19 protein-coding genes and 2 tRNA genes are annotated in these 25,974 nt (G+C 68.0%); 10 read left to right on the top strand and 11 right to left on the bottom strand.

Annotated elements, in window-relative coordinates; translation table 11 throughout:
• Positions 1 to 76 precede the first annotated feature (76 nt).
• Positions 77 to 733: an alpha/beta hydrolase gene (locus GGR47_RS03060; protein ID WP_043059448.1), complete on the top strand. Its 657-nt coding sequence runs from the start codon at positions 77 to 79 to the stop codon at positions 731 to 733.
• Positions 734 to 1,057: 324 nt separating this feature from the next.
• On the opposite strand, the gene GGR47_RS03055 is transcribed toward GGR47_RS03060, so the two are convergent.
• Genes GGR47_RS03055 through GGR47_RS03045 form a run of 3 tightly spaced genes read right to left on the bottom strand, consistent with a single transcriptional unit; the run spans position 1,058 to position 3,218 of the window.
• Positions 1,058 to 1,237 carry a hypothetical protein gene (locus tag GGR47_RS03055; protein WP_017977875.1) on the bottom strand — a complete coding sequence of 60 codons (180 nt, stop codon included), beginning with the start codon at positions 1,235 to 1,237 and terminating at the stop codon, positions 1,058 to 1,060.
• A complete protein-coding gene (locus GGR47_RS03050; RefSeq protein ID WP_018251134.1) occupies positions 1,237 to 1,560 on the bottom strand; it encodes a YbaB/EbfC family nucleoid-associated protein in 324 nt (107 codons plus the stop codon). Before GGR47_RS03050 ends, GGR47_RS03055 begins: the two co-directional genes overlap by 1 nt.
• Positions 1,557 to 3,218, bottom strand: coding sequence for a DNA polymerase III subunit gamma/tau (locus GGR47_RS03045; RefSeq protein ID WP_147035489.1), 1,662 nt, complete (start codon positions 3,216 to 3,218; stop codon positions 1,557 to 1,559). The genes GGR47_RS03050 and GGR47_RS03045 overlap by 4 nt, the downstream gene beginning before the upstream one ends.
• Before the next feature lie 83 nt (positions 3,219 to 3,301).
• Here GGR47_RS03045 and GGR47_RS03040 point away from each other — a divergent pair, with 83 nt between their 5' ends.
• The 3 genes from GGR47_RS03040 to GGR47_RS03030 all read left to right on the top strand — a co-directional run bounded on the left by GGR47_RS03040 (position 3,302) and on the right by GGR47_RS03030 (position 5,559).
• The gene (locus GGR47_RS03040) at positions 3,302 to 3,571 is read left to right on the top strand and encodes a hypothetical protein (RefSeq protein ID WP_063689899.1); all 270 of its coding nucleotides are present in this window, start codon (positions 3,302 to 3,304) and stop codon (positions 3,569 to 3,571) included.
• Between the two features lie 102 nt (positions 3,572 to 3,673).
• Complete coding sequence (gene recJ, locus GGR47_RS03035; RefSeq protein WP_147035488.1) at positions 3,674 to 5,428, top strand: single-stranded-DNA-specific exonuclease RecJ; 1,755 nt, start codon at positions 3,674 to 3,676, stop codon at positions 5,426 to 5,428.
• Between the two features lie 56 nt (positions 5,429 to 5,484).
• A tRNA-Glu gene (locus GGR47_RS03030) sits at positions 5,485 to 5,559 on the top strand.
• 398 nt (positions 5,560 to 5,957) lie between these two features.
• Here GGR47_RS03030 and GGR47_RS03025 read toward each other — a convergent pair.
• Positions 5,958 to 6,269 carry an ArsR/SmtB family transcription factor gene (locus tag GGR47_RS03025; RefSeq protein ID WP_043059466.1) on the bottom strand — a complete coding sequence of 104 codons (312 nt, stop codon included), beginning with the start codon at positions 6,267 to 6,269 and terminating at the stop codon, positions 5,958 to 5,960.
• Between the two features lie 131 nt (positions 6,270 to 6,400).
• On the opposite strand from GGR47_RS03025, the gene GGR47_RS03020 reads away from it, so the two are divergent.
• A complete protein-coding gene (locus GGR47_RS03020; protein WP_183949428.1) occupies positions 6,401 to 7,135 on the top strand; it encodes an SDR family oxidoreductase in 735 nt (244 codons plus the stop codon).
• Between the two features lie 212 nt (positions 7,136 to 7,347).
• Here GGR47_RS03020 and GGR47_RS03015 read toward each other — a convergent pair whose 3' ends face one another.
• Both GGR47_RS03015 and GGR47_RS03010 read right to left on the bottom strand, forming a co-directional pair.
• Positions 7,348 to 9,891 carry a TonB-dependent receptor gene (locus tag GGR47_RS03015; RefSeq protein WP_147035506.1) on the bottom strand — a complete coding sequence of 848 codons (2,544 nt, stop codon included), beginning with the start codon at positions 9,889 to 9,891 and terminating at the stop codon, positions 7,348 to 7,350.
• A gap of 31 nt (positions 9,892 to 9,922) precedes the next feature.
• Positions 9,923 to 10,624, bottom strand: a complete 702-nt coding sequence (locus GGR47_RS03010) for a phosphatase PAP2 family protein (RefSeq protein ID WP_147035487.1) — start codon at positions 10,622 to 10,624, stop codon at positions 9,923 to 9,925.
• 211 nt (positions 10,625 to 10,835) lie between these two features.
• Between GGR47_RS03010 and GGR47_RS03005 the strand changes: the two genes are divergently transcribed.
• Positions 10,836 to 11,168, top strand: coding sequence for a hypothetical protein (locus tag GGR47_RS03005; protein ID WP_147035486.1), 333 nt, complete (start codon positions 10,836 to 10,838; stop codon positions 11,166 to 11,168).
• On the opposite strand, the gene GGR47_RS03000 is transcribed toward GGR47_RS03005, so the two are convergent.
• A complete protein-coding gene (locus GGR47_RS03000; protein ID WP_147035485.1) occupies positions 11,128 to 12,519 on the bottom strand; it encodes a sensor histidine kinase in 1,392 nt (463 codons plus the stop codon). The two genes, GGR47_RS03005 and GGR47_RS03000, sit on opposite strands and share 41 nt — an antisense overlap.
• Entirely contained in the window at positions 12,510 to 13,190 is a 681-nt protein-coding gene (locus tag GGR47_RS02995; RefSeq protein ID WP_043059455.1) for a response regulator transcription factor, read from the bottom strand. The genes GGR47_RS03000 and GGR47_RS02995 overlap by 10 nt, the downstream gene beginning before the upstream one ends.
• Positions 13,191 to 13,355: 165 nt before the next feature.
• On the opposite strand from GGR47_RS02995, the gene GGR47_RS02990 reads away from it, so the two are divergent.
• Complete coding sequence (locus GGR47_RS02990; RefSeq protein ID WP_147035484.1) at positions 13,356 to 13,733, top strand: STAS/SEC14 domain-containing protein; 378 nt, start codon at positions 13,356 to 13,358, stop codon at positions 13,731 to 13,733.
• A gap of 199 nt (positions 13,734 to 13,932) precedes the next feature.
• Here the strand turns inward: GGR47_RS02990 and GGR47_RS02985 are convergent, their stop codons facing one another.
• Positions 13,933 to 14,595 (bottom strand): Dps family protein, encoded by a 663-nt coding sequence (locus GGR47_RS02985; RefSeq protein WP_147035483.1) that lies wholly within the window; start codon positions 14,593 to 14,595, stop codon positions 13,933 to 13,935.
• A 351-nt stretch (positions 14,596 to 14,946) separates the two neighbouring features.
• Between GGR47_RS02985 and GGR47_RS02980 the strand changes: the two genes are divergently transcribed.
• Complete coding sequence (locus tag GGR47_RS02980; RefSeq protein WP_147035482.1) at positions 14,947 to 17,760, top strand: bifunctional YncE family protein/alkaline phosphatase family protein; 2,814 nt, start codon at positions 14,947 to 14,949, stop codon at positions 17,758 to 17,760.
• 157 nt (positions 17,761 to 17,917) lie between these two features.
• Here the strand turns inward: GGR47_RS02980 and GGR47_RS02975 are convergent, their stop codons facing one another.
• Both GGR47_RS02975 and GGR47_RS02970 read right to left on the bottom strand, forming a co-directional pair.
• A complete protein-coding gene (locus GGR47_RS02975) occupies positions 17,918 to 19,027 on the bottom strand; it encodes an alkene reductase (protein WP_147035481.1) in 1,110 nt (369 codons plus the stop codon).
• 377 nt (positions 19,028 to 19,404) lie between these two features.
• Positions 19,405 to 19,480, bottom strand: a tRNA-Thr gene (locus GGR47_RS02970).
• 191 nt (positions 19,481 to 19,671) lie between these two features.
• On the opposite strand from GGR47_RS02970, the gene GGR47_RS02965 reads away from it, so the two are divergent.
• Together GGR47_RS02965 and GGR47_RS02960 are read left to right on the top strand one after the other, a co-directional pair.
• Positions 19,672 to 21,000 carry a PAS domain-containing protein gene (locus GGR47_RS02965; RefSeq protein WP_183949426.1) on the top strand — a complete coding sequence of 443 codons (1,329 nt, stop codon included), beginning with the start codon at positions 19,672 to 19,674 and terminating at the stop codon, positions 20,998 to 21,000.
• Between the two features lie 126 nt (positions 21,001 to 21,126).
• Positions 21,127 to 25,731, top strand: a complete 4,605-nt coding sequence (locus GGR47_RS02960; protein WP_147037341.1) for an NAD-glutamate dehydrogenase — start codon at positions 21,127 to 21,129, stop codon at positions 25,729 to 25,731.
• Positions 25,732 to 25,974 lie beyond the last annotated feature (243 nt).

Raw genomic sequence — 25,974 nt, 5'->3', positions numbered from 1 at the left:
CGAAAACGGGTGTGCGGCCTATATAGCGCGCAACATTCTGCGCATACCCGCGCGCCCCTTATCTGTGGCGAGACCCATGCCCGAAGTCATCTTTCCCGGCCCCGAAGGCCGCCTCGAAGGGCGTTTCGCCCCCGCTCCCCGTCCCCGCGCACCGGTGGCGATGATCCTGCACCCGCACCCCAGCGCGGGCGGCACGATGAACAACCGGCTGGTGCAGGAGCTTTACAAGACGTTCCAGCGCCGCGGCTTCGCGACGCTGCGCTTCAACTTCCGCGGCGTCGGCAAGAGCCAGGGCACGTTCGACAATGGCGTCGGCGAACTCAGCGACGCGGCGAGCGCGCTCGACTGGGTGCAGAGTTTCCACCCCGAAGCCTCGACCACCTGGATCGCGGGCGTCAGCTTCGGCGCGTGGATCGGCATGCAGTTGCTGATGCGCCGCCCCGAAATCCGCGGCTTCATCTCGGTCGCGCCGCCGGCGAACATGTACGATTTCAGCTTCCTCGCCCCCTGCCCCTCGTCCGGCATCATCATCCAGGGCGAGGCGGACGAAGTGGCAACGCCCGGCGCGACGCAGAAGCTGGTCGACAAGCTGCGCACGCAGAAGCACATCACCATCCACCACGACACGATCCCGAAGGCGAACCACTTCTTCGAGAACGAGACGCCCGAACTGATGCGCTCGGTCGACAATTATCTGGATATGCGGCTCGACCCGAACTCGCCGATCCGGTGAGGCTGGCGTAGCGGAATAGCCCCGCTATTCTGCGACCATCGCCAGCCCGGCCAGCGGGGCGCAGCCCCGACTGACGGCATGGGCTTCGCCCATGCCAAGCGACCAGCGGTTCCCGAATTCCTCCCCCGCCAGGGGAAGGTGGCACGCCAAAGGCGTGACGGAGGGGGAGGACACGACGCCCCTATCCGTTGCCGCGGCACTGGGCACACCGCCGCCACGAGGCTCTGAAATCCCGAGCCCGGGGCGTCCGCGGAAACGCCCCCTCCACCATTCGCTACGCGAACGGTCCCCCTCCCCCGCTAAAGCGAGGGAGGGCCTACAACATCACATCTGCCAGATCAGAACATTCCCCAGCAGCACGGCAGACATCACCAGCAACAGCACCGCCTTCTTCCGGTCGCCGCCCCGCGCCAGCAGCGCGCCGCCGCCGATCAGGCAGGCGAAACATCCCAGCATCGCGATCGCCGGTGCGGCGCGCGCGACCGATCCCAGCGGACCGTCCATCAGAACGGCAGCTTGAAGCCCGGCGGCAACGGCAGGCCGCTCGTCATCTTCGACATTTCGGCGCCCGACGCCGCATCGGCCTTGGCCCGCGCATCGTTGAACGCGGCGGCGAGCAGGTCTTCCAGCATCTGCTTCTCGCTCACCTCGATCAGCGAATCGTCGATCGCGATACCGATGATCCGGCCCTTGGCGGTCGCCTTCACCTTCACCAGGCCGCCGCCCGACACGCCCTCGACCTCGATCGTGTCGAGCTGGTCCTGCGCCTTTTGCAGCTCGCTCTGGACGTTCTGCGCCATCGCGAGGATTTCATCGAGGTTCTTCATGCCACACTCCGTTTACCGGGCCAGGTTTCCAGCTCCGCGTCGGGAAACGCCGCCAACGCCGCTTGTACCAGCGGGGTCGCCAGGATCGCCTGCCGCGTCGCCTCTTCCTCGGCCTTGTCCTTCTCGCGCAAGGTAGGCGCGCCCGGCGCATCCTCCAAGGCTATCTTCCACACCTGCCCGGTCGCGCGCTTCAGCGCGTCGGCCGCATCGCGCAGCGTATCCGCAGACATCGGCCGCGATCCGCTGAGGATCAGTTCGGGCGGTTCGTACCGCACGACGCGCGCGCCATAGCCCAATTGGGCGGCAACGGCGTGATGCCCCTTGTCCTCCAGCATCGCAACCAGCGCCTCGAAGTCCGCCGGCATGGCTGGCTTTTCATCGATGACCGCAACCGGCGCGGGCGCCGGGGCCGCCGCCGGGGCGGACGCAAGCGGAGCACCACCGATCTTGCCGCTCGCGATCTGCTTCGCCAACTCGCCCGGATCGGGCAGGCTGGACGCATGAATGACGCGCAGCAGCGCCATCTCCGCCGCCTCGATCGGCAGCACCGCCTTGGCGACCTCCTCATGCCCCTTCAGCGTCAGCTGCCACAGCCGGTGCAGCGCCGGGAAGGAGAGGCTCGCCGCCCATTCGCCCCGCGCCTGCCGCTCCTCGACCGGCTGCGCCGGGTCCTCCGCCGTACCGACCTTGGCCAGCGTGATGCCGTGTACCGTCTCCAGCAACGCACGCAGCACCGATTGCGGATCGACGCCATAGTCATATTGCCGCCGCAGGCTGGCGAGCGCGCCCGCCGCATCGCCGGCCAGCAGCAACGCCATCAGGTCGCGCACCGCACCGCGATCCGACAGGCCGAGCATCTGCCGCACCGCCGCGGCGCTGACCCCGCCGCCCTCCAGCCCGGCATGCGCAATCGCCTGATCCAGAATCGACAGGCCGTCGCGTGCCGACCCTTCCGCCGCGCGCGCGATCAGCATCAGCGCTTCGGGCTCCGCCTCGACGCCCTCTTCGCGGCAGACGAAGGCGAAGTGCTCCGCCAATTGCTCTGCCGAAATGCGCCGCAGATCGAACCGCTGGCAGCGCGACAGCACCGTGATCGGCACCTTGTTCACCTCGGTCGTGGCGAACAGGAATTTGACGTGCGCGGGCGGCTCTTCCAGCGTCTTCAGGAGCGCGTTGAACGCGTTCTTCGACAGCATGTGGACTTCGTCGACGATGTAGATCTTGTAGCGCGCGCTGACCGCGGCATAGCGCGCCGCGTCGATGATCTCGCGCACGTCGTCGACGCCGGTGTGGCTGGCGGCGTCCATCTCGATCACGTCGATGTGGCGCCCTTCGGCGATGGCGCGGCACGGCTCGCACACCCCGCACGGATCGATCGTCGGCCCGCCCTGCCCATCCGGCCCGACGCAGTTGAGCGCCTTGGCGATCAGCCGCGCGGTCGACGTCTTGCCGACCCCGCGCACGCCCGTCATCAGAAACGCATGCGCCAGCCGGTCGCGCTTGATCGCATTGCCCAGCGTCGTCACCATCGCATCCTGCCCGATCAGCTCGGAAAAGGTCTGCGGACGATATTTGCGCGCGAGCACGCGGTACGGATTGGCCTTCGCAGGCTGGTCGACAGGCTGGGGCGGTTCGCCAAGGTCAAAGGAATCGGCCATCACGTTCCTCTATAGGAGCGCAAGGGGTTGGTGTCGAAGGGCGGACGCTGGTCCAGGCGCTCGTGGCGCGCTATGCTTCGGCGATGACGTCGCTGTCGCATCTGTTGAACGCATTCCTGTCGACACTCCTGCTCGCCGGGCTCGGCAATTGGGCGATCAGCCGCTTCGCGCCGAACGCCCCGGCCCGGTTCGGCGCGTTTATGCTGGCGATCGGTTATGCGATCGCACGCTTGAGCGGCGAAACGCCCACGTGGATGGCAGACGCGCGGCTGCCGCGTGCGGCAGGCGTGGCAGTTGCGCTCGCGCTCATATGGTATTGGTGGTTCCGACGGCGTATGCCAGCGGATCGGTAGCCGGCGGACCAGCCGTCGGAATATGATCCGCGCGAGTCCGCCACGCATATCGTTTGACGGTCGCGCTCTGCGGCTCAACCATTTTCGGAAAATTCAACTCCCATGTCCCCCGTTCTCGGCGTCACCCACTCGATTCTCGGCCAGCCCTGGCATTGGCGCAGCCTTGCCGCCGACGGGCGCGACGGCTTCGGCACCGACGATCTGGTGACGCAGTTGCTGCTCGCCCGCGGCGCCCCGCGCGAGGCGCTGGAGCAGCATCGCGCACCCTCGATCCGCGCGTTCATGCCCGACCCCTCGGTCTTCCGCGACATGGACCGCGCCGCCGCCCGCCTCGCCGACGCGGTCGAAGCCCGTGAGAGCATCGCCGTCTTCGGCGATTATGACGTCGACGGCGCCACCTCCGCCGCCCTTCTCATCCTCGTTCTGCGCGACCTCGGCATCGAGGCGCGCCCCTACATCCCCGACCGCCTGCTCGAAGGCTATGGCCCGTCGGGCGACGCGCTCGTCCGCCTGGCCCACGAAGGCGCCTCGCTGATCGTCACCGTCGATTGCGGCGCGCAGGCATTCGACGCGCTCGCCATGGCGCACGCCCACCCGGTCGACGTCGTCGTCGTCGACCATCACAAATGCGCCGCCGCCCTCCCCCGCGCGCATGCTCTGGTCAATCCCAACCGGCTCGACGAGGACGAAGGCGCCGCGCATGGCCACCTCGCCGCGGTCGGCGTTTGCTTCCTGCTCGCCGCCGCGTTGATCCGCGAGCTGCGCCGCCGTGGCTTCTTCGTCAGCCGCGCCGAACCCAAATTGATCGATCATCTCGATATCGTCGCGCTCGGCACCGTCGCCGACGTCGCGCAATTGCGCGGCCTCAACCGCGCTTTCGTCGCGCAGGGGCTGAAGGTCATGGCGCAGCGCCGCAACATCGGCCTCGACGCGCTGATCCAGGCATCGCGCCTCACCCGCGCGCCGACGTGCAGCGACCTCGGCTTCGCATTGGGGCCCCGGATCAACGCGGGTGGCCGCGTCGGCCGGGCGGACCTCGGCGTGCGCCTGCTCACCACGCAAGATCCCGCCGAAGCCCGCACGATCGCCGAAGAGCTCGACCGCCTCAACGATGAGCGCCGCCTGATCGAAAGCGGCGTACAGGAAGCCGCCGATGCGATGATCGCGAGCGACCGCGCGGTCGCCGTCGTCGCGGGCGAAGGCTGGCACCCCGGCGTCATCGGCATCGTCGCCGGACGATTGAAGGAAAAGCTCGGCCGCCCCGCGATCGTCATCGCCATCGACGAACATGGCGTCGGCAAGGGATCGGGCCGGTCGATCGCCGGCGTCGACTTGGGCGCCGCGGTACTCGCTGCCAAGGAGCACGGCCTGCTCGTCGCTGGCGGTGGCCATGCGATGGCCGCAGGCCTCACGATCGCCGCCGATCAGGTCGCAGCTTTCACCGACTTTCTAGAAGAGCGCCTCGCCGCCGCCGTCACCCGTTCGATCGGCGAGCGTGCGCTGCTGGTCGACGCCGTGCTCGCCCCCGGCGGCGTCAATCCCGCGCTGGTCGATTCGCTCGATGTCGGCGGTCCCTATGGCATGGGCTGGCCCGCGCCGCGCATCGCCGCCGGCCCGGTGCGCATCATCAAGTCCGACGTGGTCGGCAACGGCCACGTCCGCGCCATCGTCGCGGGCGACGACGGCCGCAGTTTCAAGGCGGTCGCCTTCCGCGCCGCCGACAGCGCGCTGGGGCAGGCGCTGCTCGCCGCCGCCCCGCACCGTCGCCTGTGGCTCGCCGGCCGCGCCAAGATCGACGATTGGGGCAGCCGCCCCGCCGCCGAACTACATCTGGAAGACGCCGCCTGGGCCGATTGACGAAAAGAGGCTTGACCGACGGCGCGGCCTCCCCTAACCGCCCCCAACGCCTTCACGGCCCCTTCGTCTAGCGGTTAGGACGCGGCCCTTTCACGGCTGAAACACGGGTTCGATTCCCGTAGGGGTCACCAGCGCTCGCCGGAATGGCGGATGTGCGCGGTCAGGCCGTCTTCCCGGACGCTTTACCTATCCTTGGGTACAAAGGATGCGTACAAAGTGGTCCGTATGACCACCTCTTGAAAATATACTCGCACCGGCATTTTCTTCGTTCGGCGCGTCGTCCCCGCTGCGCCGCATCGCCCGCGCCCTCTGCATCGATCCCGCACCGGGCCGCATCCTACCACCCTCCGTCCTAGTTTCGGGCTCTTGGGGGCCTTTCCCCGGGCTCTCCCAACCCTCGAACGAACCATAGGCCAGCCAAGACGGTGCCGCCCCTCACCCCAAGTCTATGAAGGCTGGGCAAAAGGCGAGACACGCGAAACCAACCGCGACGACGATGCGGTGGCCGCTCTCGACGCGATCGGCCGGCTCAGCCCTGCCGGTTGGCGAGCACCACGTCGAGCAGACCCGGGAAGCGCCGGTCGAATTCGGCGCGGCGCAGCGTGTTGATCATCTCGCGGCCGGCCTGCGTCGTCTCGATCAGCCCGGCCGCACGCAGCAACTTCAGATGGTTGGACAGCGTGCTTTTCGGGATCGTCTCGCACGGCGCGGCATCGGTGCAGCTCAGCCGCTCGGTCGCGGCGAGGCGCGCCACCATGGCCAGCCGATTGGGATCGGCCAGCGCGTGCAGCGCCAGATCGAGCGGAACGTCCTCCAGCCGGGGGTGCGTGAAGCGGGCCATGACGTCGATATAGGACACCGCAATGAATTTAATAGTTCGGTATTATTGAACTGTTGAAACGTCACCCCATTTACCGCCTGCCGACAGCGCACGATGCCGTGATCGCGGGCCAGCCTTTTTGGAGATTTTATATGTCGATTCAGGGCAGGACAGCGCTCGTCACCGGTGGATCGCGCGGCATCGGCTCGGCCATCGCCAAGCGGCTGGCGGCAGAGGGCGCTACCGTGGCGATCACCTATGCCGGCAATAAAGCCGCGGCCGACGCCACGGTGGCGGCGATCGAGCGTGCGGGCGGCACCGCCTTCGCCTTCCAGGCCGATGCCGCCGATCCGGCGTCGCAGCGGGCCGGTGTCGAACAGGCCGCCGCCGCTTTGGGCGGGATCGACATCCTGGTCCACAATGCCGGGGTCGCCGAGTTCGCGTCCGTCACCGAGGACACCGACGAGACGTACGACCGTCAGTTCGCCGTCAACGTGAAGGGCCTGCACGTCGGCACCCGCGCGGCCCTGCCGCACCTGCGCGACGGTGGCCGTATCATCCTGATCGGCAGCATCTCGGGCGAAATGGCCTTCCCCGCGACCACGGTCTACAGCGCGACCAAGGCGGCGGTGGCGGCGCTGGCGCGCGGCTGGGCCAAGGACCTCGCCCCCCGCAACATTCTGGTCAACACCGTGCAGCCGGGGCCGATCGACACCGACATGAACCCCGCCGACAGCGACTTCGCCGCACAGCTGCTGCAATCCATACCACTCGGCCGCTATGGCACGGTCGAGGAGATCGCGGGGGCGGTCGCCTTCCTCGCCGGCCCGGATGCCAGCTACATCACCGGCACCACGCTCAACATCGATGGCTGTGCGACGGCCTGACGGCCAGCCTGGACGTGCCGGCCCACAAAAGCCGGCACGTCCAGGCCCTCTCATGTCCGCCGCGGTCGGGTGGACGCCCCCCTCGCCGTCGGGCTGCTCCGGCGCGTAGCGATCCGCATCCGGGCTCAGCGAAGGTCCCACGCCACCCCGCCAGCGCCGGTGAGACATCGAAATCGACGATGTCGTCGGCGCCGTGCGGGGGCCGCCAGGATTTACCGGAAGGAAATGCCCGCGGTCAGCAGGAAGGAGCGCGGCGGCAAATAGTTGAACTGGTCGAGCTGGCCATAGCCAGACTGGTACGATTTGCCGTTGATGGTCGTCGTCGGTGCGCCGGTGCTGCTGGTCGCGATCTGCGTCACGGCGCGGCTGTTGAAGACGTTGTTGACCGTCACGCCCAGCTTCAATCCGCCCTCGAACGTCTGGCTGATCGCGAACTGGCCGATGCTGTACGGGCGGATGCGATACAGGCGGAAGCTGGGGCTGCCGTTGTAATCATTGGCATATTGCGGCCCAGTATACTTCTGGTCGAACGACACGCGAAAGCCGTCCTTGCGAAAGATGAAGCCCGCCGCCGCGGTGGCGAAGGGCGCCTTGCCGATCTGCGCATCGGTCTGCACGCTGCGCGCCTGGTTGTAGCTGGCATTGCCGAACAGGGTCAGGCCATGGATCGGCATGACGCTGAGCTGCCCCTCGACGCCCTTGTAGCGGACCTGCCCCTGGTTCACGAGCAGCGTCTGGTCGCAATTGGCGGTCGAGCAATTGCCGATCTTGTTGTCGACGTTGATGATATAGCCATCGACATCGAGCGAGACGCTGTGCCCGTGCCAGACAGTGCCGATCTGGTAGTTGGTCGTCGTTTGCGGCTTCAGCTGGTCGAGCGCGGTGACGAGCTCGCCCGAGGCGGAATAGAAGCTCGACAGGTCGGGCACGTACATGCCCTGCGCGTACTGGCCATAGAAGGACCAGCTGTTCGTCACCAGCCAATTGGCGGTCAGGAACGGCAGCGTCTTGGTCCAGGTCGCGCTGAGGTCGAGCGGCGTGCGGGTCTTCTGTTGCAGGACCGCATCCACGCCGCGCGTGAAGTGGACGTATTTGACGCCCGGCGTGATCGACACGCCGTCGACCGGGCGGAGTTCGACCTCGCCGAACAGCTGATACTGGTGCCAGGTCGAATGCTGCGCGAAGTTGATGTTCGCCTGCGAAATCGGCGGCAGCGCGCTGGTCGCCGCCGTGCCGCTGCTGAACTTCTCGTTATAGCTCGGCTGGCTGGTCGTGCGGTCGAGATCGAAATTGTGGCGATCGGTGACGGCATATTCATACCAGCCACCGAGCCGCAGCTTGCCGAAGCCGAAGTCGTAATCCGCCTGGCCGATATAGCCGAAGACGCGGTATTTGTTGAGCTTGTCATAGCCCAGCACGTCGTTGCCACCCGACACCGCGACATAGGGCGACGCCGCCGTGCCTGCCCCGGTGAAGCCGGTGACGACACCGATCGACTTGACGATGAACACCGGCAGCGTGCCGCCCTTGGGCACGCCGAAGGACGAGCTGCCATTCCCCGACAGCGTGTTGTTCGTATAGCCGTACATGTACGCGCGATTGTCGAGCGTCAGCCCGCCGCCGAGATTGCTCTGTAGACGCAGGTACGAAAAGTCCGTCGTCTTGTCAGTGCGGTTATATTCCCAATAATCGTGCTGGGTCGGATTGTTGCCGAGCCCGTAATTGAAGCCATATTGCCCGACCTGCGATGTCACGCCGCAGCCCCGCCCGCTCAGCTGGGTCAGCGGCTGGCCGTCGGCGCCCAGCGCGGTGGTGATCGTCGCCGTCGGATTGGCGGCATTATAGGCGTCGGTCGCCGCGCTGCCGCAGGTCGCGCCCTTCAGCACGTCCGACTGATAGTAAAAATTGCGGTTCCAGCTGCTCATCACGGTCAGCGTGTTGGCGCTGCCGATCGGCACCACGGCCTTGCCGAACAGGTTCTTCGATCCGACCGGCGAATAGCTCAGCGCGCCGTCCGACTGGAGATACTGGCCGGTCAGCACGATGCGCGTGCCGCCGAGCTTGTCGATGCTGCCGCTTTCGAACAGCGCGCGGCCGATGAAGGTGTTCCAATTGCCGACGATCGCCTCGCCGCGCAGCTCCGCATCCGCCGTCGCGGCGCGCGAATACATATTGATGTTGCCGCCATAGCTCGCCTGGCCGAGCTGGCTGGCATTGCCCGGACCGCGATCGACGACGATCGTCTCGATCGTGTTCGACGGGAAGAAGGCGGTCGAATGGTGCGTCGGGTTGTTGGTGTCGGCGAAGGGAATCGAGTCGTAGGTGACGTTATATTCGCCGTCCTGGAAGCCGCGGATCGTCGCCTTGGTTTCCGACAGGCCATAGCCGTTGCCCGCGCCCGAGATCGACACGCCCGGCGTCAATGCGATCAGCTCGTTCACGTCGGCCGTGGCGGCGCTATTTTCGATGAAATCGCGGCTGACCGCCGATTGCGGCTGCGTCGTGGTCAGCGAGGCGGTGAGCGGTGCCGCCTGGGCGGTGCGCGATCCGGTGACGATGATGTCGGACGTGGTCAGCGACTGCTTGTCATTGGCCTGCCCCGCCTGATCGGCGCTGGTCGACTGCGGCACGGCCGCCGCAGTCGGCTCGCTTACCGGCACGGCGACCGGACCCGCGACGGGATCGGCATGCGCCAGCGTCGGCAAAGCGAGCGTGGTGGCCGCCAGCAGAGCGGCGCGGAACGGAACATGGGTCATCATCGGGTCCTCGGACGAAAGGGAAGTGCGGTCAGCGGCGGGCGAGTTCGGCGCGGGCGGCCGCGACCTGATCGGCCAGGCGCGGGTCGTGGAGCAGCCGGTCGGCGACCAGCTGGCCGACCGCGTGGCCCGCCTCGACATCGGAGGGGTAGTGGACCGCGCAGATCTCACGCCCCTCGGCATAGTCGCGCGCACGGTCGAGGATCGCGGCGGCGCGATCCGGCATCAGCTGCGCCAGCGTCCAGCCGGTCGACCAGGCGAAGGCCGAATGGCCGCTGGGATAACTGTCATCGACCCCCTTGCCCTTGCCGCAGTGCGACAGCGTCGGGTCGGTGCGGTACGGGCGGATACGGCGGAAATGCTCCTTGGCGCGATCGACCACCGCATCCGTCTCGGCATCGACGCGGGCGAGCAGCGCGGCGGTAGCGGGCAGCGCGGTCAGGTCGCGCCCCGTCACCGCGTTGAAGGCGTGCGGCCCCTTGTCATGCCCATCGGCATCGGCGCGCGCGATGCGCGCCGCCGGCGCCACTTGGTGCAGCGCGCGCAGATAGGCGAGTTCCTGCCGCGCCACGACCGAACCGGGCGCGGGCGGCGGTGCAATGATAGCCGCCGGCGCAAAGGTGGCCGGATCGAGCAGCGACGCCGCGGGCCGTCCGTCATGCTTGGCGATCGCAGCGGTTGCGAGCAGGCCGAGCGCGAGCGCGACCGGCATCCCGTATCGGATATGCATCATGGTATCCCCCGACCGGTCGGCGGCCCCCTCCCGCCGGGGCACGACCGTGTCGAGCGGCGCGCTAGGTGCGCTGTATGACCGATCCGTGACAATCGGGCGCCGGGGCGGGCAAAGCGTGCCTACATTGCAAACTTAGAATGAAAGCATCGCCGGCCTGTCACATTGCGGGTGTCAGGGCGACGCCACCTGCCCACATGATGGATATGCGTCGATGCGCCGTTGGCACCGCCTGCTCGCCCCCTGGTTCGCGCTCCTGCTGCTGCTGCTCGCCGCGACCGGGCTCGCGACGCAAGCAACCGACCTGCTCGATCGCGCGCCGGCCAAGACGGCATCCGCCGATGCGCCGGCGGCGCCAAGCGCGATGAAGAGCTGGAACCACTGGTTCAAGCATATCCATTCGGGCGAGACGCTGGGCCCGGTGGGCATCGCGCTCAATATCGGCGGCGGTGTCGCGCTGCTGTTCTTCGCGGGCTCCGGCTTCTGGATGTATCTAACGATGTGGCTCAACCGGCGGCGGAACCGGCGCAAACGGCAGGCGGCATAAGCGGCAGAGCGATCCGGACGGCGAGACCCGGCCGGGCATCGTCCAGCCGCAGCGTACCGCCGTGGAAGCGAACGATCGCCTGGACGATCGCCAGCCCCAGCCCGCTACCGCGCGTTTCCGCCTGGGCCGCGCGCTCGAACGCCTGCACCACGCGCGCGCGGTCGGCCTCGGCCAGCCCCGGGCCATCGTCCGCCACCGTGATCCGCGCAAAGCCGCTCTCCGACGCCAGCGACAGGCGCGCATGGGTGCCGGGCGGCGTGTGCGTCACGACATTGTCGAGCACGTTGACCAGCATCTGCCCCAGCAGATCGGCGTCCCCCGCCACCATCGGCCGCGCCCCCGCCTCCAGCGTCAGCGTGCCGTCGTGGTCGGCCAGCACCGGCTCCATCGTCTCCGCGACATCCTCGATCAGCGCGCCGAGATCGAGTGGGGCGAGTGCCACCGGATGCCGTCCGCCCTCGATCTCGGCCAGCCTTAGCAGCGCGTCGAAGATGCGGATGATCGCGGCGCATTCGCGCTCTGCCCGTTCCAGCACGGCGGGCTCGTCCGCGCCGTTGCGCAGGATGCCGCGCAGCCGGGTCAGCGGCGTGCGCAGGTCATGCGCCAGGTTGCTTGCGAACAACCGCTGGCTGCGGACCAGATCGTCCATCCGGTCGAGCATCCGATTGAGGCTGTCGGCCTGTCCCGCGAACACGCCGTCCAGCCCCTGCGTCGGCACCCGGCGGCTGAGGTCGCCGCCCGCGATCGCATCTGCCGTCTCCTGCGTCGCGGCGAGCCGCACCGCGATCAGCCGCGCGAACACCAACGTCACCGCGACGCCGGTCACCGCCGCGGCGAGGGACAGTGCGACGACGACCCAGGGTAGGAGCTCGTGCAGCGATTCCCCCGCCTCGCTATGCTGGACGATAACGAGCAGGCTGCCGCTCGGCAGCCGCGTCGCCAGCGCGCGGCCCTTTTGCGTGCCGCGTCCGCCCGCATGAAAGCGCACGTTAGAATAGCCGAGCCGCGGCGGCGCGATGTCGAGCCGCCCGGCGATCCGCCTGCCGTCCGCGCCGAACAGGACATAGGTGCGCTGGCTCAGCACCTTGCGCCGCTGCCAGTCGACGATCTTCGCGGCGATCACGGCGTCGGTGACCGGCTCGCCATGGCCCAGCCCCAGATATTTGGCGGCATGCGCGCGCAGCGACGTGTCGACCCGGCGCGCGATCCACGCATCGGCCACGCTGAACCCGATCACCCCGACCAGCGCCATCATCACGGTAAAGGTCAACCCGACCTGGATCGGCAGCCGCCCCAGGCCATGCGGACGCCCCCGCCCTCCCCAACCGGCGAGCCGCATGATCAGGCGCATCGTTCGGAGCGCAGGATGTAGCCCGCACCCCGCTGCGTCTCGATCGGGTCGCAGTCGATGCCGATCAGCGCGGTACGCAACCGGCTGAGATTGCTTTCGACGATATTGGCGGTGGGCGCGAAGGCATAGCCCCACACCGCCTCCAGCAGCATCGATCGCGTCACCAACCGGTCGGCATGGCGCATCAGATGCGCAAGCAGCGAATATTGCCGCCGGTTGAGCGTCACCGCCTGCCCTCGGAACCAGGCCTGATGGCCGCTGGGATCGAGCCGCAGCCGCCCAACCTCCAACCGCGCGCTGTCACCCGCCGGGGTGCCGCGCCGCGCGATCGCCGCAATGCGTGCGGCGAGTTCGTCCATGTCGAACGGCTTGGCGAGATAATCGTCCGCGCCGCTTGCCAGCCCCTCGATACGATCCTTCACCGATCCCAGCGCGCTCAGCATCAGGATCGGCGTGGACAGGCCGTCACGGCGGATCTGGTCGATCACCGACAGGCCATTGAGATCGGGCAGCATCCGATCGAGCACGATCGCGTCGCAATCGTCCTGCCGCAACGCCAGCAGCGCCGCCGCCCCCGTCGCCGCCACGCGCAGTTGATGCCCCACGGCGTGCAGGCTGCGGGCGATCTGATCGGCGATGACGGGATCGTCCTCGACGATCAGCAGGCGCATGGGATGTCTACGGTCTTCCTACCGCGACGATGCCACGCGGATGTGACAGGTGTGTGGCACGCCAACAGGGCCCGGCATGCGGACGATTGCCCCCAAGCGCGGGCCAGCCGATAGTCACTTCATCAACGACTTGCCGCTATCATGGCACGCGCTGGAGGACCGCGCGTGTACAAGATCGTCGTCGACCGCACCCATGCTCTCATCAGGCTGGACATGCACGGCATGCTCACCCGCGCCGACGCCGACCGACTGGTCGCCGATCTGATCACCCAGATCACCGCCGCCCGCCTGCCCAGCTACGCAATGATCATCGACGTCTCACGCTGTCCGGTCCAGGCGCAGGACATGATCGCCGCGATGGGCGATCACCTGACCAAGATGAGGAACGCGCGCGCCCTCGCCATCGTCACCGGCACCACGCTGGTCCGCCTGCAAGTCCGCCGCATCTTCAACCAGCCCTTCACCCGCTTCGCCACGTCCTACGACCACGCGCTCGCCTGGGTCGTGTCGGGGATCGAACCAGACGGTGCGACCACGGCATAAGGACAACGCGAGGGCGCCTGTGATGGCGCATCCGGATGGCCCCAGCCAGGGGATGCGCGAGGGTTTACCTTCCGCGATCGGGCGACGGCGAACTGCCCGTAGGCGGAGCCGCAAGACCCAATAGCCACCAACGTGACGCACGCCTCCGTCCAGGCGCTCCGTCGCGATGCTGTGCCAGCTGATGTCTTCTGCCGTCCAATCAGCGGGCAGGCGCCGTCCGTGTCATCGGCGGCACGGGGCGTCCGCCGTTGAGATCAGCCCCGGAATTGGCGTCCGTCGGCGTCGGCTGGATCATGGCGCGCATCTGCCACTGATATTTGTCGATGGCATGTTGCACCTCCTGCAACAGGTTCGAGGTGGTCGGATCGCCATCCTCGCTGGCCTTGATACCCTGACCGATCTCGTCGCTGACCACGCGATAATTGGTCGCGAACCAGGTGATGACCTGCGCGTCGTCGATGAAGCCGCCCGGCATCTCGGGCACGCGGCTGGTGCGGACGATGGTATTGGCGCGGCCGTCCGCCGATGCACCGATCGCGAGCAATCGCTCGGCCACCTCGTCGGCATATTTGGCGACGCCGTCGTGATGGTCCTGCAGCAATTCGTGCAGCGGATAGAAGAGCGTGCCCGACACGTTCCAATGGGCCTGTTTGGTCTGGAGCTGGAGCTGTTGCAGCTCGATCAGCGCCTGCTGCAGTGCCGCGATCGACGCGCGCTGCGCCTCGGCTCGCGGACCGCCATGGACCTGGCTGGACAGGCTGTTCTGGGGAAACCCATTGTCGGACCGGGTATCGGTGCTTTGGGCGAAAGCGGGCGTGGCAAAAAGGCACGCGACCGCGGCGAGCGAAGCGAAGCGCATCATTCGTATTCCTTCGGCGATAGCCTCAGCCAGGGTGGTTCGGCTCAGGCTGTTGACTGGCGAAGGATGAACGCCACCACCGGCATAGAGTTGTCTAAATTTGTGTTTATGTTTTGAGCCGGGAACAACCACTTACCCGTAGAGAATAGCTCCATTGGTCCCGCGCCCTGATAGGGCGGAAGCATCCTTGCCACCGTCTCGACGACGCAAAGCCGGCCAGTCGCCGACGTGCGCCACCTTTCCAGTTTTTGCCGTTCGTCCCTGTTGTGTTCGACGCGATGAAGGACTGTCGTTGCGGCGTGAATGACAAGACGTCACATTCCAGTCTTATGGTCACCGATCTCGGAGATCACCATGCGCCCATATCTATCCGCCTTCGCGATCCTATTGTCCGCCCCCTGCGCTGCGCAGGAGCGGGCGGGGCAACCCTTGCCGACCGGGCAGCGCCTCACCCCCACCGCGGCGCCGGGCGCGCGGTTCGAGCCGCTGGTCGCGCGCACCGGTCCCGACCCCGCCTATGTCGTCGATGGCGCGGCGGCGATCGCGCGCCGTCCGGATGGGCGCGAAATGCTGGTGCTGACCAGCGGATTCAACCGCTTCAACGGGCCCGACGGGAAGGTCGTCGCGGCGCAGTCCGTCCAATACATCTTCCGCTACGCGATCGACGGGCATGGCAGCCGGCGGGTGCAAACGCTGACCGTCCCCAACAGCTATGGCGGCATCGCATGGCGCCCGGATGGACGCGGGTTCGTCGTCGGTGGCGGCGTCGACGACAACGTCCATGTGTTCGGATGGTCAGGCGGGCGGTATGTCGAAACCGCGACCATCAGGCTCGGCCACACCGCCGGCCTCGGTGCCGGGGTCAAGCCGCAGGCGGCGGGCGTCGCGGTCAGCCCGGACGGGCATTACGGACTGGTCGCCAACTATTACAATGACTCAGTCAGCTTGCTCGACCTCGATCGCGGTACGGTCATCGCCGAGCAGGACCTGCGTCCCGGAAAAATCGACCCGGCGCAGAGCGGCGTCCCGGGCGGCGAGTTTCCCTTTGCGATCGCATGGACCGATGCCGGCCATGCCTGGGTGTCGTCGCCCCGCGATCGGCAAATCGTCGCGCTCGCGCCGACGCGGTCGGGAATCCGGATCACCGGCCGGATCGCGACGATCGGCGAGCCCACCGCCCTGCTGGCCGATGCCCGCAATCACCGATTGTTCGCCACCGAGGACAATGGCGACCGGCTTGCGGTGATCGATACCGTCCAGGCGAGCTTGGTCGCGGAGCCGCGCCTCACCTTGCCGGACGCGCTCGCCGCCCCCGCGATCGGCAAGGGCCTCAACCCCAACGGCCTTGCCCAGTTACGCGACGGGCGATTGCTGGTGACGCTGGGCGGGATCAATGCCGTCGCCATCGTCGCCCCGAGCGCCACCGGCGGGACCGTCACGGGGTTGGTGCCGACCGGCTGGTATCCCAGCGCGGTCGCGACATCGGCCGATGGCAAGCGCGTGTTCGTCGTCAACCGCAAGAGCCCGCCCGGCCCCAACCCGCAGGGCTGCGCGCCGAAGCTCGCTATCTATCGCGGTCAGCCCAATGCCTGCGGCGCGGCGAACCAATATATCTACCAGCTGGAAAAAGCAGGCATGCTGGAATTCCCGCTGCCGGACGACAAGGCACTGGCCGCGACGACGCTTCAGGTCGCCGATAATATCGGGCTTCCCGGGGCCGCCGCCCGCGCCGCCGCCGAGGCGAAGATGGCGGCGATCCGGGCGCGGGTCAGCCACGTCGTCTTCATCATCAAGGAAAACCGCACCTACGACCAGGTGCTCGGCGACTTGGAGGTCGGTAACGGCGATCCGCATCTCGCCATCCTCGGCCGGGCGTTGTCGCCCAACCACCATCGCCTTGCGCGCCAGTTCGCGACGCTCGACAATTTCTACGATTCGGGAGAGCAATCGAGCACCGGCTGGACCTGGTCGACCGCGGCGCGCACGCCCGACCTGCTCGAAAAGACGGCGCCCGTGAACTATGCGCAGCGCGGGCTCGCCTATGAAGCGGAGGAAGCAGACCGCTTCGTCTACGCGCAGCAGACCCCGGCCGAGCGTCAGGTGACGAACCCGGCGCTATCGAAGGACCCCGATCTGCTGGCCGGCCCTGCCCTGTTGACCGCGCCCGATGGCGATGACGACGAGGACAGGAACCAGGGCTTCCTGTGGGATCAGGCGATCCGCGCGGGCCTTTCGGTGCACAACTACGGCTTTTCCGACGCCTCGGTCTACGATGCCGGCGCGCCCGGCGCGATACCGGTGATCCGCGAACCGTGGAAGACGGGCACGCGCATCTACACGCCCGGCGACCGGCTGCTGGCGAAGCGCAGCGATCCCTATTACCGCGGCTTCGACCAGAAACTTCCCGATTATTGGCGCATGCTGGAATGGCGGCGCGAGTTCGACGCCGCCGATGCGGCCGGCAAGGTCCCTGCCCTGACGCTGCTGCGCCTCAGCCACGATCACTTCGGCGACTTCAAGGACGCGATCGACGGGGTGAACACCGTCGAAACGGAAATGGCCGACAATGATTACGCGCTCGGCATGGTCGTCGAGGCGATCGCCAACAGCCGCGTCGCCGGCTCGACGCTGGTGTTCGTCATCGAGGACGATGCCCAGAACGGTGCCGATCATGTCGATGCGCGCAGATCGTTCGCGTTCGTGGCCGGGCCCTATGTCCGGCAGGGCGTGGTCGTCTCGACCCGCTATACGACGGTCAACGTCCTGCGCACGATCGAGGCGGTGCTGGGGCTGAAGCCGCTGGGGCTCAACGACGGGCTGGCGGCGCCGATGGCCGACCTGTTCGACCCCGCCCAAACGCACTGGACGTATCGCGCCGACGCGGCCGACGTGCTGCGCACGACGCAGCTTCCGATCCCCGCCGATCGCTTCGCCCCCCGGACCGCGGCAACAACCGGGCGGTGCGACCACCCCAGCTCGGCCTGGTGGGCAGAGGCCATGCGCGGGCAGGATTTCCGCACCGAAGATCATCTCGACACCGCGGCCTTCAACGCGGCGCTGTGGCGGGGGCTGGGCGCGGGTGTCGAGCCGACCGAGCGCGATGGGCGGAATTTGCGAACGGCTCGATCGGAGTTGATCGGCAAGGCCGGCGCCGGCTGCCCGCGCTGATCCACGTTCGGACACTCAGGTGCCGCCTTCGGACTTCCGACTTACGCCGGACGCGGGGGCCGGTCTTCGACCACCCGCGCCGACGGCCGCCGCACCTTAGCCTCGTTCACCCACAGCACGGACCCGATCCTACGACAGGGTCCGATGCGCGGCTGGCTCAGCCGCGATCCGGGGTTCCGCGCGTCGTCGGCCAGTCCGAATAGCCGACCGATCCGCCGCCGTACCAATAGTCCTTTGGCGCCTCCGCAAGCGGCGCGCCCGCGCGCAGGCGGTCGATGAGATCGGGGTTGGCGATGAACGGCCGCCCCATGCTGAACAGGTCGGCATCGCCACGCGCGAGAACCTCCTCGGCCAGCTCGAGCGTATACTGGTTGTTCGCGATGTACGCCCCGTCGAAGCGCTTGCGCAAAGCGGCGAAATCGACGCCGTCCGCGTCACGGGTCTGCTGCGTCACGCCCTCAATATCGTGGATATACAGCAGGCCGCGCTGCGACAGCGCGTCAACATAGATGCCGAAGGTTTCCATCACCGTGCTGTCGAGCGGGGTTTCGCCGGGCATCGTCGTCGCCGGCGACAACCGGATGCCGACACGCCCCGCGCCCCAAACGCCGACGACCGCGTCGACGACCTCAAGCGGGAAGCGCAAACGGTTCTCGATCGACCCGCCATAGCGGTCGGTTCGCTGGTTAGTGCTATCGCGGACGAACTGTTCGAGCAGATAATTGTTCGCCGAATGGACTTCGACCCCGTCGAAGCCGGCCGCCTTGGCGTTGGCGGCGGCGCGGCGATAATCCTCGACGATGCCGGGGATCTCATCCGTTTCGAGCGCGCGCCGCGTGACGTGGTCCTTCATCCCGTCCTTGGTGAACGCCTGTCCGACCGGCTTGATGGCCGATGGCGCCACCGGCGGCTTTCCGCCCTGCAGGTCCGGGTGCGAGATGCGGCCCGTATGCCACAACTGCAGAAACATGACGCCGCCCCGATCATGGACAGCCTGCACGATCGGGCGCCATGCCTCGATCTGCTGGTCGTTCCAGATGCCCGGCGTCAGCGCATAGCCGACCGCCTGGGGGGAGACGTTGGTCGCCTCGCTTATGATGATCCCGGCGTCAGCGCGCTGCGCGTAATAGTCGGCGGCGAAAGCGGGCGGGATCCCGTCGTCGTTCGAACGGCTCCGCGTCAACGGCGCCATGACAATGCGGTTGCGAAGCGACAGGTCCCCGATCTGGACGGGCTGCAATATGGGCGATGCGGAATGGTCGGGCATGGTCGGCGATATCCATCAAGCAGTGCAACGTCAGGAGCGCTGAACGGACAAGCTGCCATTACGGTCCGGCGCTCGGCCGCGATTTCAGTCGGTTGAGCCGATCGGGACGATGCCGCAGGTGCGTCGACGGCCGCAACGGGCCCGTATGCGACGGAGACCCGGCGGTCATTCCGCGCGGTATCGCCGCTGTCTAAGCCCAAGTGGAAGCGGAAGGCGAAGATGCTTCGACGTCATGAACGTGCATCTTTGCGCTCTCATTTCGGGAACGATTGAAAGACTTAGCCCTTCGTCGAAAGGGGCGTTTTGCGGCACTCATGTACGACAAACAGCACGAAACCGTCGCTTGGACGGTTGTTTCACAACGATTTCCGGAAGGGTGGTGCCGCTTACAGGACTCGAACCTGTGACCCCCGCATTACGAATGCGATGCTCTACCAGCTGAGCTAAAGCGGCCCGGGGTGGACCGGCCCGCTGAGGGGCCGTTCGGGGGTCCGACTAACAGGTCGGATCGCGGCTGACAAGCGGCCTTTGTGTCGGAACATGCCAATTGTTCGCCTCGCGGCTTTACGCTCCGTTTACCACGGACGGTGCAGAAGCAGCCTAGGACCAGGACCGTCATGTCCTGATGCGAGAAGGGTTTGGGCATGGATACGGCGCGCGGCTTCGATGACGGGCGAGTCGGGGATAGCGAAGGCCTGCGCGCCGATGGCGGCGGCCATGACGTGCTCGACGCGGCGCTGGCGAGCCCGCCGGATGATGGTGGCGACATCGACGGGGGCGGCGTGGACGATGCCGCCTTCTCGCTCGGCGGTGACGAGCGGCGCATGCACGTGCGCGCCTACAACCACTGGGTGTCGCTGCTGAAGGGCCGCCCCTGCCCCGGCATCGACGACCTCGATCCCGCCAATATCGCCGACTTCGGCCCGCACAGCGTATTGATCGATTTCACCCGCGGTATCGACGATCCGACCATCGCCTATCTGGGGCGCACGCTGCGCGAGGAATGCGGGCTGGACGCGCATGTCGTGCGTGTCGCGGATGTGCCGGGGCGGTCGCTGCTGTCGCGCCTGACCGACCATTATCTACAGATCATCGCGAATCGGGCGCCGATCGGGTTCGAGGCGGAGTTCGTCGGCATCCGCGGGCGCACGACCTTGTATCGCGGCATCCTGATGCCCTTCACCTCCGACGATAGCACGATCGACTTCATCTACGGCGTCATCAACTGGAAGGAGCTGGCCGACGCCGACACGCAGGCGACGCTCGCCGCCGAGCTGGACGCCGCGGTGCGCAGCGCCCCGCGCGCGCTCGCCGCGACGCCGGTGTGGGCGGACGGGCCGAGCGGCGGGTTCGAGACGGCGGAGGACCCGATCGCCGAGTCCGCGACCGACGCATCGCTGCGCGACCGGCTGGCGATGGCGCGCGAAAGCGCGGCGGCAGTGCGCGCCGCCGATGCGCGCGGGCGCGCCGCGCTATATCGCGCGCTGGGCCGCGCCCATGATTTCGCGCTGGCGTGCGAGCGGGATGCCGAGGGCTATGCCGCGCTGCTGGCGCAGGCCGGACTGACGGTGCAGCCACGCGCGCCGCTGACCGCGATCGTCAAGCTCGTGTTCGGATCGGATTACGACAAGACACGCCTTGCCGAATATGCCGCGGTGCTGGCCTACGCCCGCCGCACCGAGGTGCCCGCAGGCGGCCTCACCAATGTGCTGGAAACCGCGCAGGGCGGCATCAAGGCGGTGGTGGCTGCCGAGCGCGCCACGCGTCGCCCCGACGAGCGCGTCGACCTGTTCGATCGCGCCGCCGCCGAACTGCGCGCGCTGCCCGTACTGGGCCGCGTCGCCTTGCCCGCGGTGGCGGACGAATTCGTCGTGCTGCTGGCGCGCGCCGGCGAGGATGGCCTGGTCGACGTCATCAAATGCGTCGATGACAAGGCGCTGCTGGAAAGCGTGCTGCGCAAGGCCGCGGCCTGAACGCAGGGCGCCTCCCGTCGACGACCGGAAGGCGCCCGACCAGCACAACACTTTATTGCGCTAACACGTAATTTTCGCACTGCAGCAAAGCTTGAAGCCCGGAAGAGACGGGCGTAGGCGGCTGCCATGGCCGACCAGAACCAGAGCATGGCCGAGGCGCTTGCCGCCCGGCTGACCAAGGGCGCGCTACCGGGGGAGCTGACCGGCTTCGGCGATGCCGAGCGGGCCGCAGCCGCGGCGTTCGTCGCGGAGACCGCCGCGCGCCGTGAGCCCGGCAAGCCCGCGATCCGGCTGGAGCCGATCGCGTCGGACGACGTGCGGCGCCGTATGCGCCTCGCCATCGTCAACGACGACATGCCCTTCCTGGTCGATTCGATCGCCGCCGCGATCGGCGCGCAGGATCTCGACATCGACCGCCTGATCCACCCCGTCGTCCGCGTGACGCGCGACGCATCGGGGGCGCTGACCGATATCGGCGGCGCCGGCACACCCGAATCGATGATCTACATCGAGCTGGAACGCGCCGATGCGCGCGACCGGCGCGGCCTGGTCGAGGATCTGACCGCCGTACTCGCCGACGTGCGCGCCGCCGTCACCGACTGGCCCGCGCTGCAACGCGCGATGGCGCGCGACGAAGCTGCACTGCCGCAGGGCGAGGGCGCGGCGCTGCTGCAATGGTTCCTCGACGGCCAGTTTACGTTGCTCGGCCACCAGATCTGGCGGCGCGACGGCAGCGCGGGCGAAGCGCTCGGCATCGTCCGTCATCCGCACGAAACGCCGGTGCTCGCCGAGGCGAACCGCGCGCTCGCGATTCGCTGGTTCGAAGAGGGCAATGACGCGCCGCTGCTTCTGAAATCCAGCCTGATCTCGACCGTCCACCGCGCCGTGCCGCTCGACCTGGTGCTGGTGCCGGTGATGGAGGCGGGCGAGGTGGTCGGCCTGTCGATCCACGCCGGCCTGTGGACCAGCGCCGCGCTCAGCGCCAAGCCGCGCGACATCCCCGTGCTGCGGGCGCGCCTGTCGGCGCTGGAGGCGAAGTTCGGCTTCGATCCCAAGGGCCATACCGGCAAGGCGCTGACGCATGCGCTGACCGCCCTTCCCCACGATCTCGTCGTCGCCTTCGCCCCCGATGCGCTGGAAGAGGTGGTGCTGACCGCGATGAGCCTCGCCGACCGGCCCCGCCCCGCGCTGGTGCTGGTGAAGTCGGCGCTGGGGCGGCATCTGTTCGCCTTCGCGTGGCTGCCGCGCGACGACCTCACCACCGCGCGCCGCGTCGCGATCGGCCAGATGCTGGCTGACGCCTCGAACGGCAATGTCCTCAACTGGTCGATCAGCCTCGACGACGGCGTCGTCGCGCTGCTGCGCTACACGATCGATCTGCGCGGGTCGGGCCGCATGCCCGAGACCGAACCGCTCGCCGAGCGCTTGCGCAAGATGGTGCGCGGCTGGATGTCGGACGTCGAGGCGGCACTGGTCGAACAGGTGCCGGCGCAGCGCGCGGCACGGCTGGCGCTGCGCTGGGCCAACGCCTTCCCCGCCAATTACCGCAACGTCAGCAGCCCCGCCGAAGCGGCGCAGGACATCCTGCGGGTTGCGGGGCTTGAAAGCGCCGACGACCGCTCCGTGCGCATCTTCCCGGTCGTCGCGGGAGAGGATCGCCAGCTCAAGATCTACAAGCTGCACGGCGCGCTCGCGCTGTCGGACGCGGTGCCGGTGCTGGAGAATTTCGGCTTCCGCGTGATCGGCGAACTGCCGACGCGGTTGCAGGACGAAGCGGACACCTTCGTCCACGACTTCGTCGTCGAAACCGATGCCAATGACGACGCGAACGATGCTGCGGTGCTGGAAGGCGCGATCGCCGCCGTGCTGGAAGGCGCGGCGGAAAACGATGCCTTCAACCGCCTGATCATCGACGTCGGCCTCTCGCCGCAGTCGGTGGTGCTGCTGCGCGCCTGGTTCCGCTATCTGCGTCAGGCGGGCCTGCCCTATGGCCTGACCACCGTCGTCGACGCACTGCGCCGTGCGCCCAAGCTGACCAAGGCGCTGATCGCGCGCTTCGCCGCCGCGCACGACCCCAAGGGCAGCGGCGACCTGACCGCCAGCGACGAAGCGATCGCGCGCGGGCTCGACGCGGTATCGGCGATCGACGACGACCGTATCCTGCGCGCCTATCGCGACCTGATCGGCGCCTGCCTGCGCACCAACGCCTTCGCCCCCGCGGCGAACGAGGCGCTGGCGTTCAAGCTCGACAGCCACCTGATCCCCGGCCTGCCCGCCCCCGTGCCGTGGCGCGAAATCTGGGTCTATTCGCCGCGGGTCGAGGGCATTCACCTGCGTGCCGGCCCGGTCGCACGCGGGGGCTTACGCTGGTCGGATCGGCGCGACGACTTCCGTACCGAAATCCTCGGGCTGATGAAGGCGCAGCGCGTCAAGAATGCCGTCATCGTGCCGACCGGCGCCAAGGGCGGCTTCTACCCCAAGCAGCTCCCCTCCCCCGCGGTCGATCGCGACGCGTGGCTGGCGGAAGGCACCGAGAGCTACCGAATCTTCATCCGCTCGCTGCTGTCGATCACAGACAATATCGTCGACGGCCGCGTCGTGCATCCGGCCGACGTCGCGGTGCTCGATGGCGAGGACCCCTATTTCGTCGTCGCCGCCGACAAGGGTACGGCGACGTTCAGCGACGTCGCCAATGCGCTGGCGTTGGAGCGCGACTTCTGGCTGGGCGACGCCTTCGCGTCGGGCGGCAGCGTCGGGTACGACCACAAGGCGATGGGCATCACCGCCAAGGGCGCCTGGGTGTCGGTGCAGCGCCACTTCGCCGAGCGCGGCGTCGACGTGCAGACCCAGCCGATCACCGTCGTCGGCTGCGGCGACATGTCGGGCGACGTCTTCGGCAACGGCATGCTGCTCAGCAAGGCGCTGAAGATCGTCGCGGCGTTCGATCACCGCCACATCTTCATCGACCCCAATCCCGATCCCGCCGCGAGCTGGGACGAGCGTGCGCGCATGTTCACCCTGCCCCGCTCCAGCTGGGCGGATTACGACGCGGGCCTCATCAGCGAAGGCGGCGGCGTGTGGGCGCGCAGCGAGAAGGTCATTCCGCTGTCGCCGCAGGCACAGGCCGCGCTCGGCATCACCGCGACGCAGCTCGACCCCGCATCGCTCATCTCCGCGATCCTGAAGGCGCCCGCGGACCTGCTGTGGTTCGGCGGCATCGGCACCTATGTGAAGGCGGCGCGCGAGAATAACGCCGCGGTCGGCGATCCCGCCAACGACCGTCTGCGCGTCGATGCCGAGCAATTGCGCGTCACCGCGATCGGCGAAGGTGCGAACCTGGGCGTCACGCAGGCGGCGCGCATCGCCTTCTCGGAACGCGGCGGCCGGATCAACACCGACTTCATCGACAATTCGGCCGGCGTCGATTGTTCGGACAATGAGGTCAACATCAAGATCGCGCTCAACCGCGAGATGAACGAAGGCCGCCTCGGCTACGAGGAGCGCAACGCGCTGCTCGCCAGCATGACCGACGACGTCGCGCATCTGGTGCTGGAGGACAACCGCCTCCAGACGCTGGCGCTGTCGATCGCCGAGGCCGATGGTGCGAGCGCCATTCCGAGCTACGTCCGCGTCATCGAAATCTTCGAAGGCGCCGGGCGATTGGATCGCGCGGTCGAGGGCCTTGCCGGCAACGACGATCTGCTGCGCCGTGGACAGGAAGGCCATGGCCTCACCCGCCCCGAGCTCGCCGTGCTGCTCGCCACCGCGAAGCTGTCGTTGCAGGACGGTATCGAGCAGGCACCGCTAGCGCTCGCCCCCGAACTCGCACCCGACCTGCACGCCGCCTTCCCGCCGGCGATGCAGCGCGACTTCGCCAAGGCGATCGACGAGCATCGCCTGCGGGGCGAGATCGCCGCGACCAAGCTCGCCAACCGCATCGTCAATCGGCTGGGCGTGCTGCGCCCGTTCGAGCTGGCTGAAGAGGAAGGCGCCGCGGTCGCCGATATCGCCGCGATGTTCGTGGTGGCGGAACGCGTCTTCGGCCTCGACAGCCTATGGGCGGAGATCGAGCACGCCGATATCGCCGAGGGCGCACGCATCGCGCTGTTCAACGAGGTGGCGGTGGCGACGCGGTCGCACATCGCCGACCTGCTGCGCGCCAATGCGCCGGGTACGCTGCCCGGCGCGGTGATCGAGCGGCTGGGCCAGGGCATCGCCGCGCTGGAACGCCAGACGCAGTCGCTACTGCTCGAGGAAGCGAGCGCGCAGAGCGCCCGCATCGCCGCCGAGCTGGAAGCCGCGGGTGCGCCCGCAGAGCTGGCACGTCGCGTGGTCCGCCTGTTCGACATGGACGGCGTCGTCGGCCTCGCCGCGCTGGGCCAGCGCCTCGGGCTCGACGAGATCGAGCTGACGCGGGCCTATACCCACCTCGGCCAGGACCTGGGCCTCGACTGGGCGCAGGCGGCGGCGGCACGCATCGTGTCGGGCGATCCATGGGAGCGCCTGCTGCTCGCCGGCCTGGCGCGCGATTTCCAGCAGCAGCGGCTGGAGTTCCTCGGCCGCACCGGTGACGGCGATCCGCGCAGCGCGGTGCAGGCATGGCTGACCGCGAACGGCGCGCGCGTCGCGCAGTTCAAGGCGCTGGTCGACCGCGCCCGCCACGCCGCGCAGCCCAATGCGGCCATGCTCGCGCAGATCGCCGGCCAGGCCCGCGTGCTGCTGGGGCGGTAAGCCCATAATTCCTCCCCCGCCAGGGGGAGGTGGCGCCGCGAAGCGGTGACGGAGGGGGCGGTAAGGGTGGAGCGCTGTTCGGACGGACACCGCCGCCCACCCCCTCCACCACCCGGCTAAAGCCGGGCGGTCCCCCTCCCCCTGGCGGGGGAGGACTTGAGGCTCGCTCAGTCCGACGACGGGCGCATCCGACACGCAGTGTGGTCTATGAGACCCGCCCCACCCACTCCGTCACCCCGGACT

This window comes from Sphingomonas aquatilis (assembly GCF_014196115.1).
Taxonomy (GTDB): domain Bacteria; phylum Pseudomonadota; class Alphaproteobacteria; order Sphingomonadales; family Sphingomonadaceae; genus Sphingomonas; species Sphingomonas aquatilis.
Note: the sequence above shows the minus strand (reverse complement) of the source record. Positions and strands in the feature narration are given on the sequence as shown.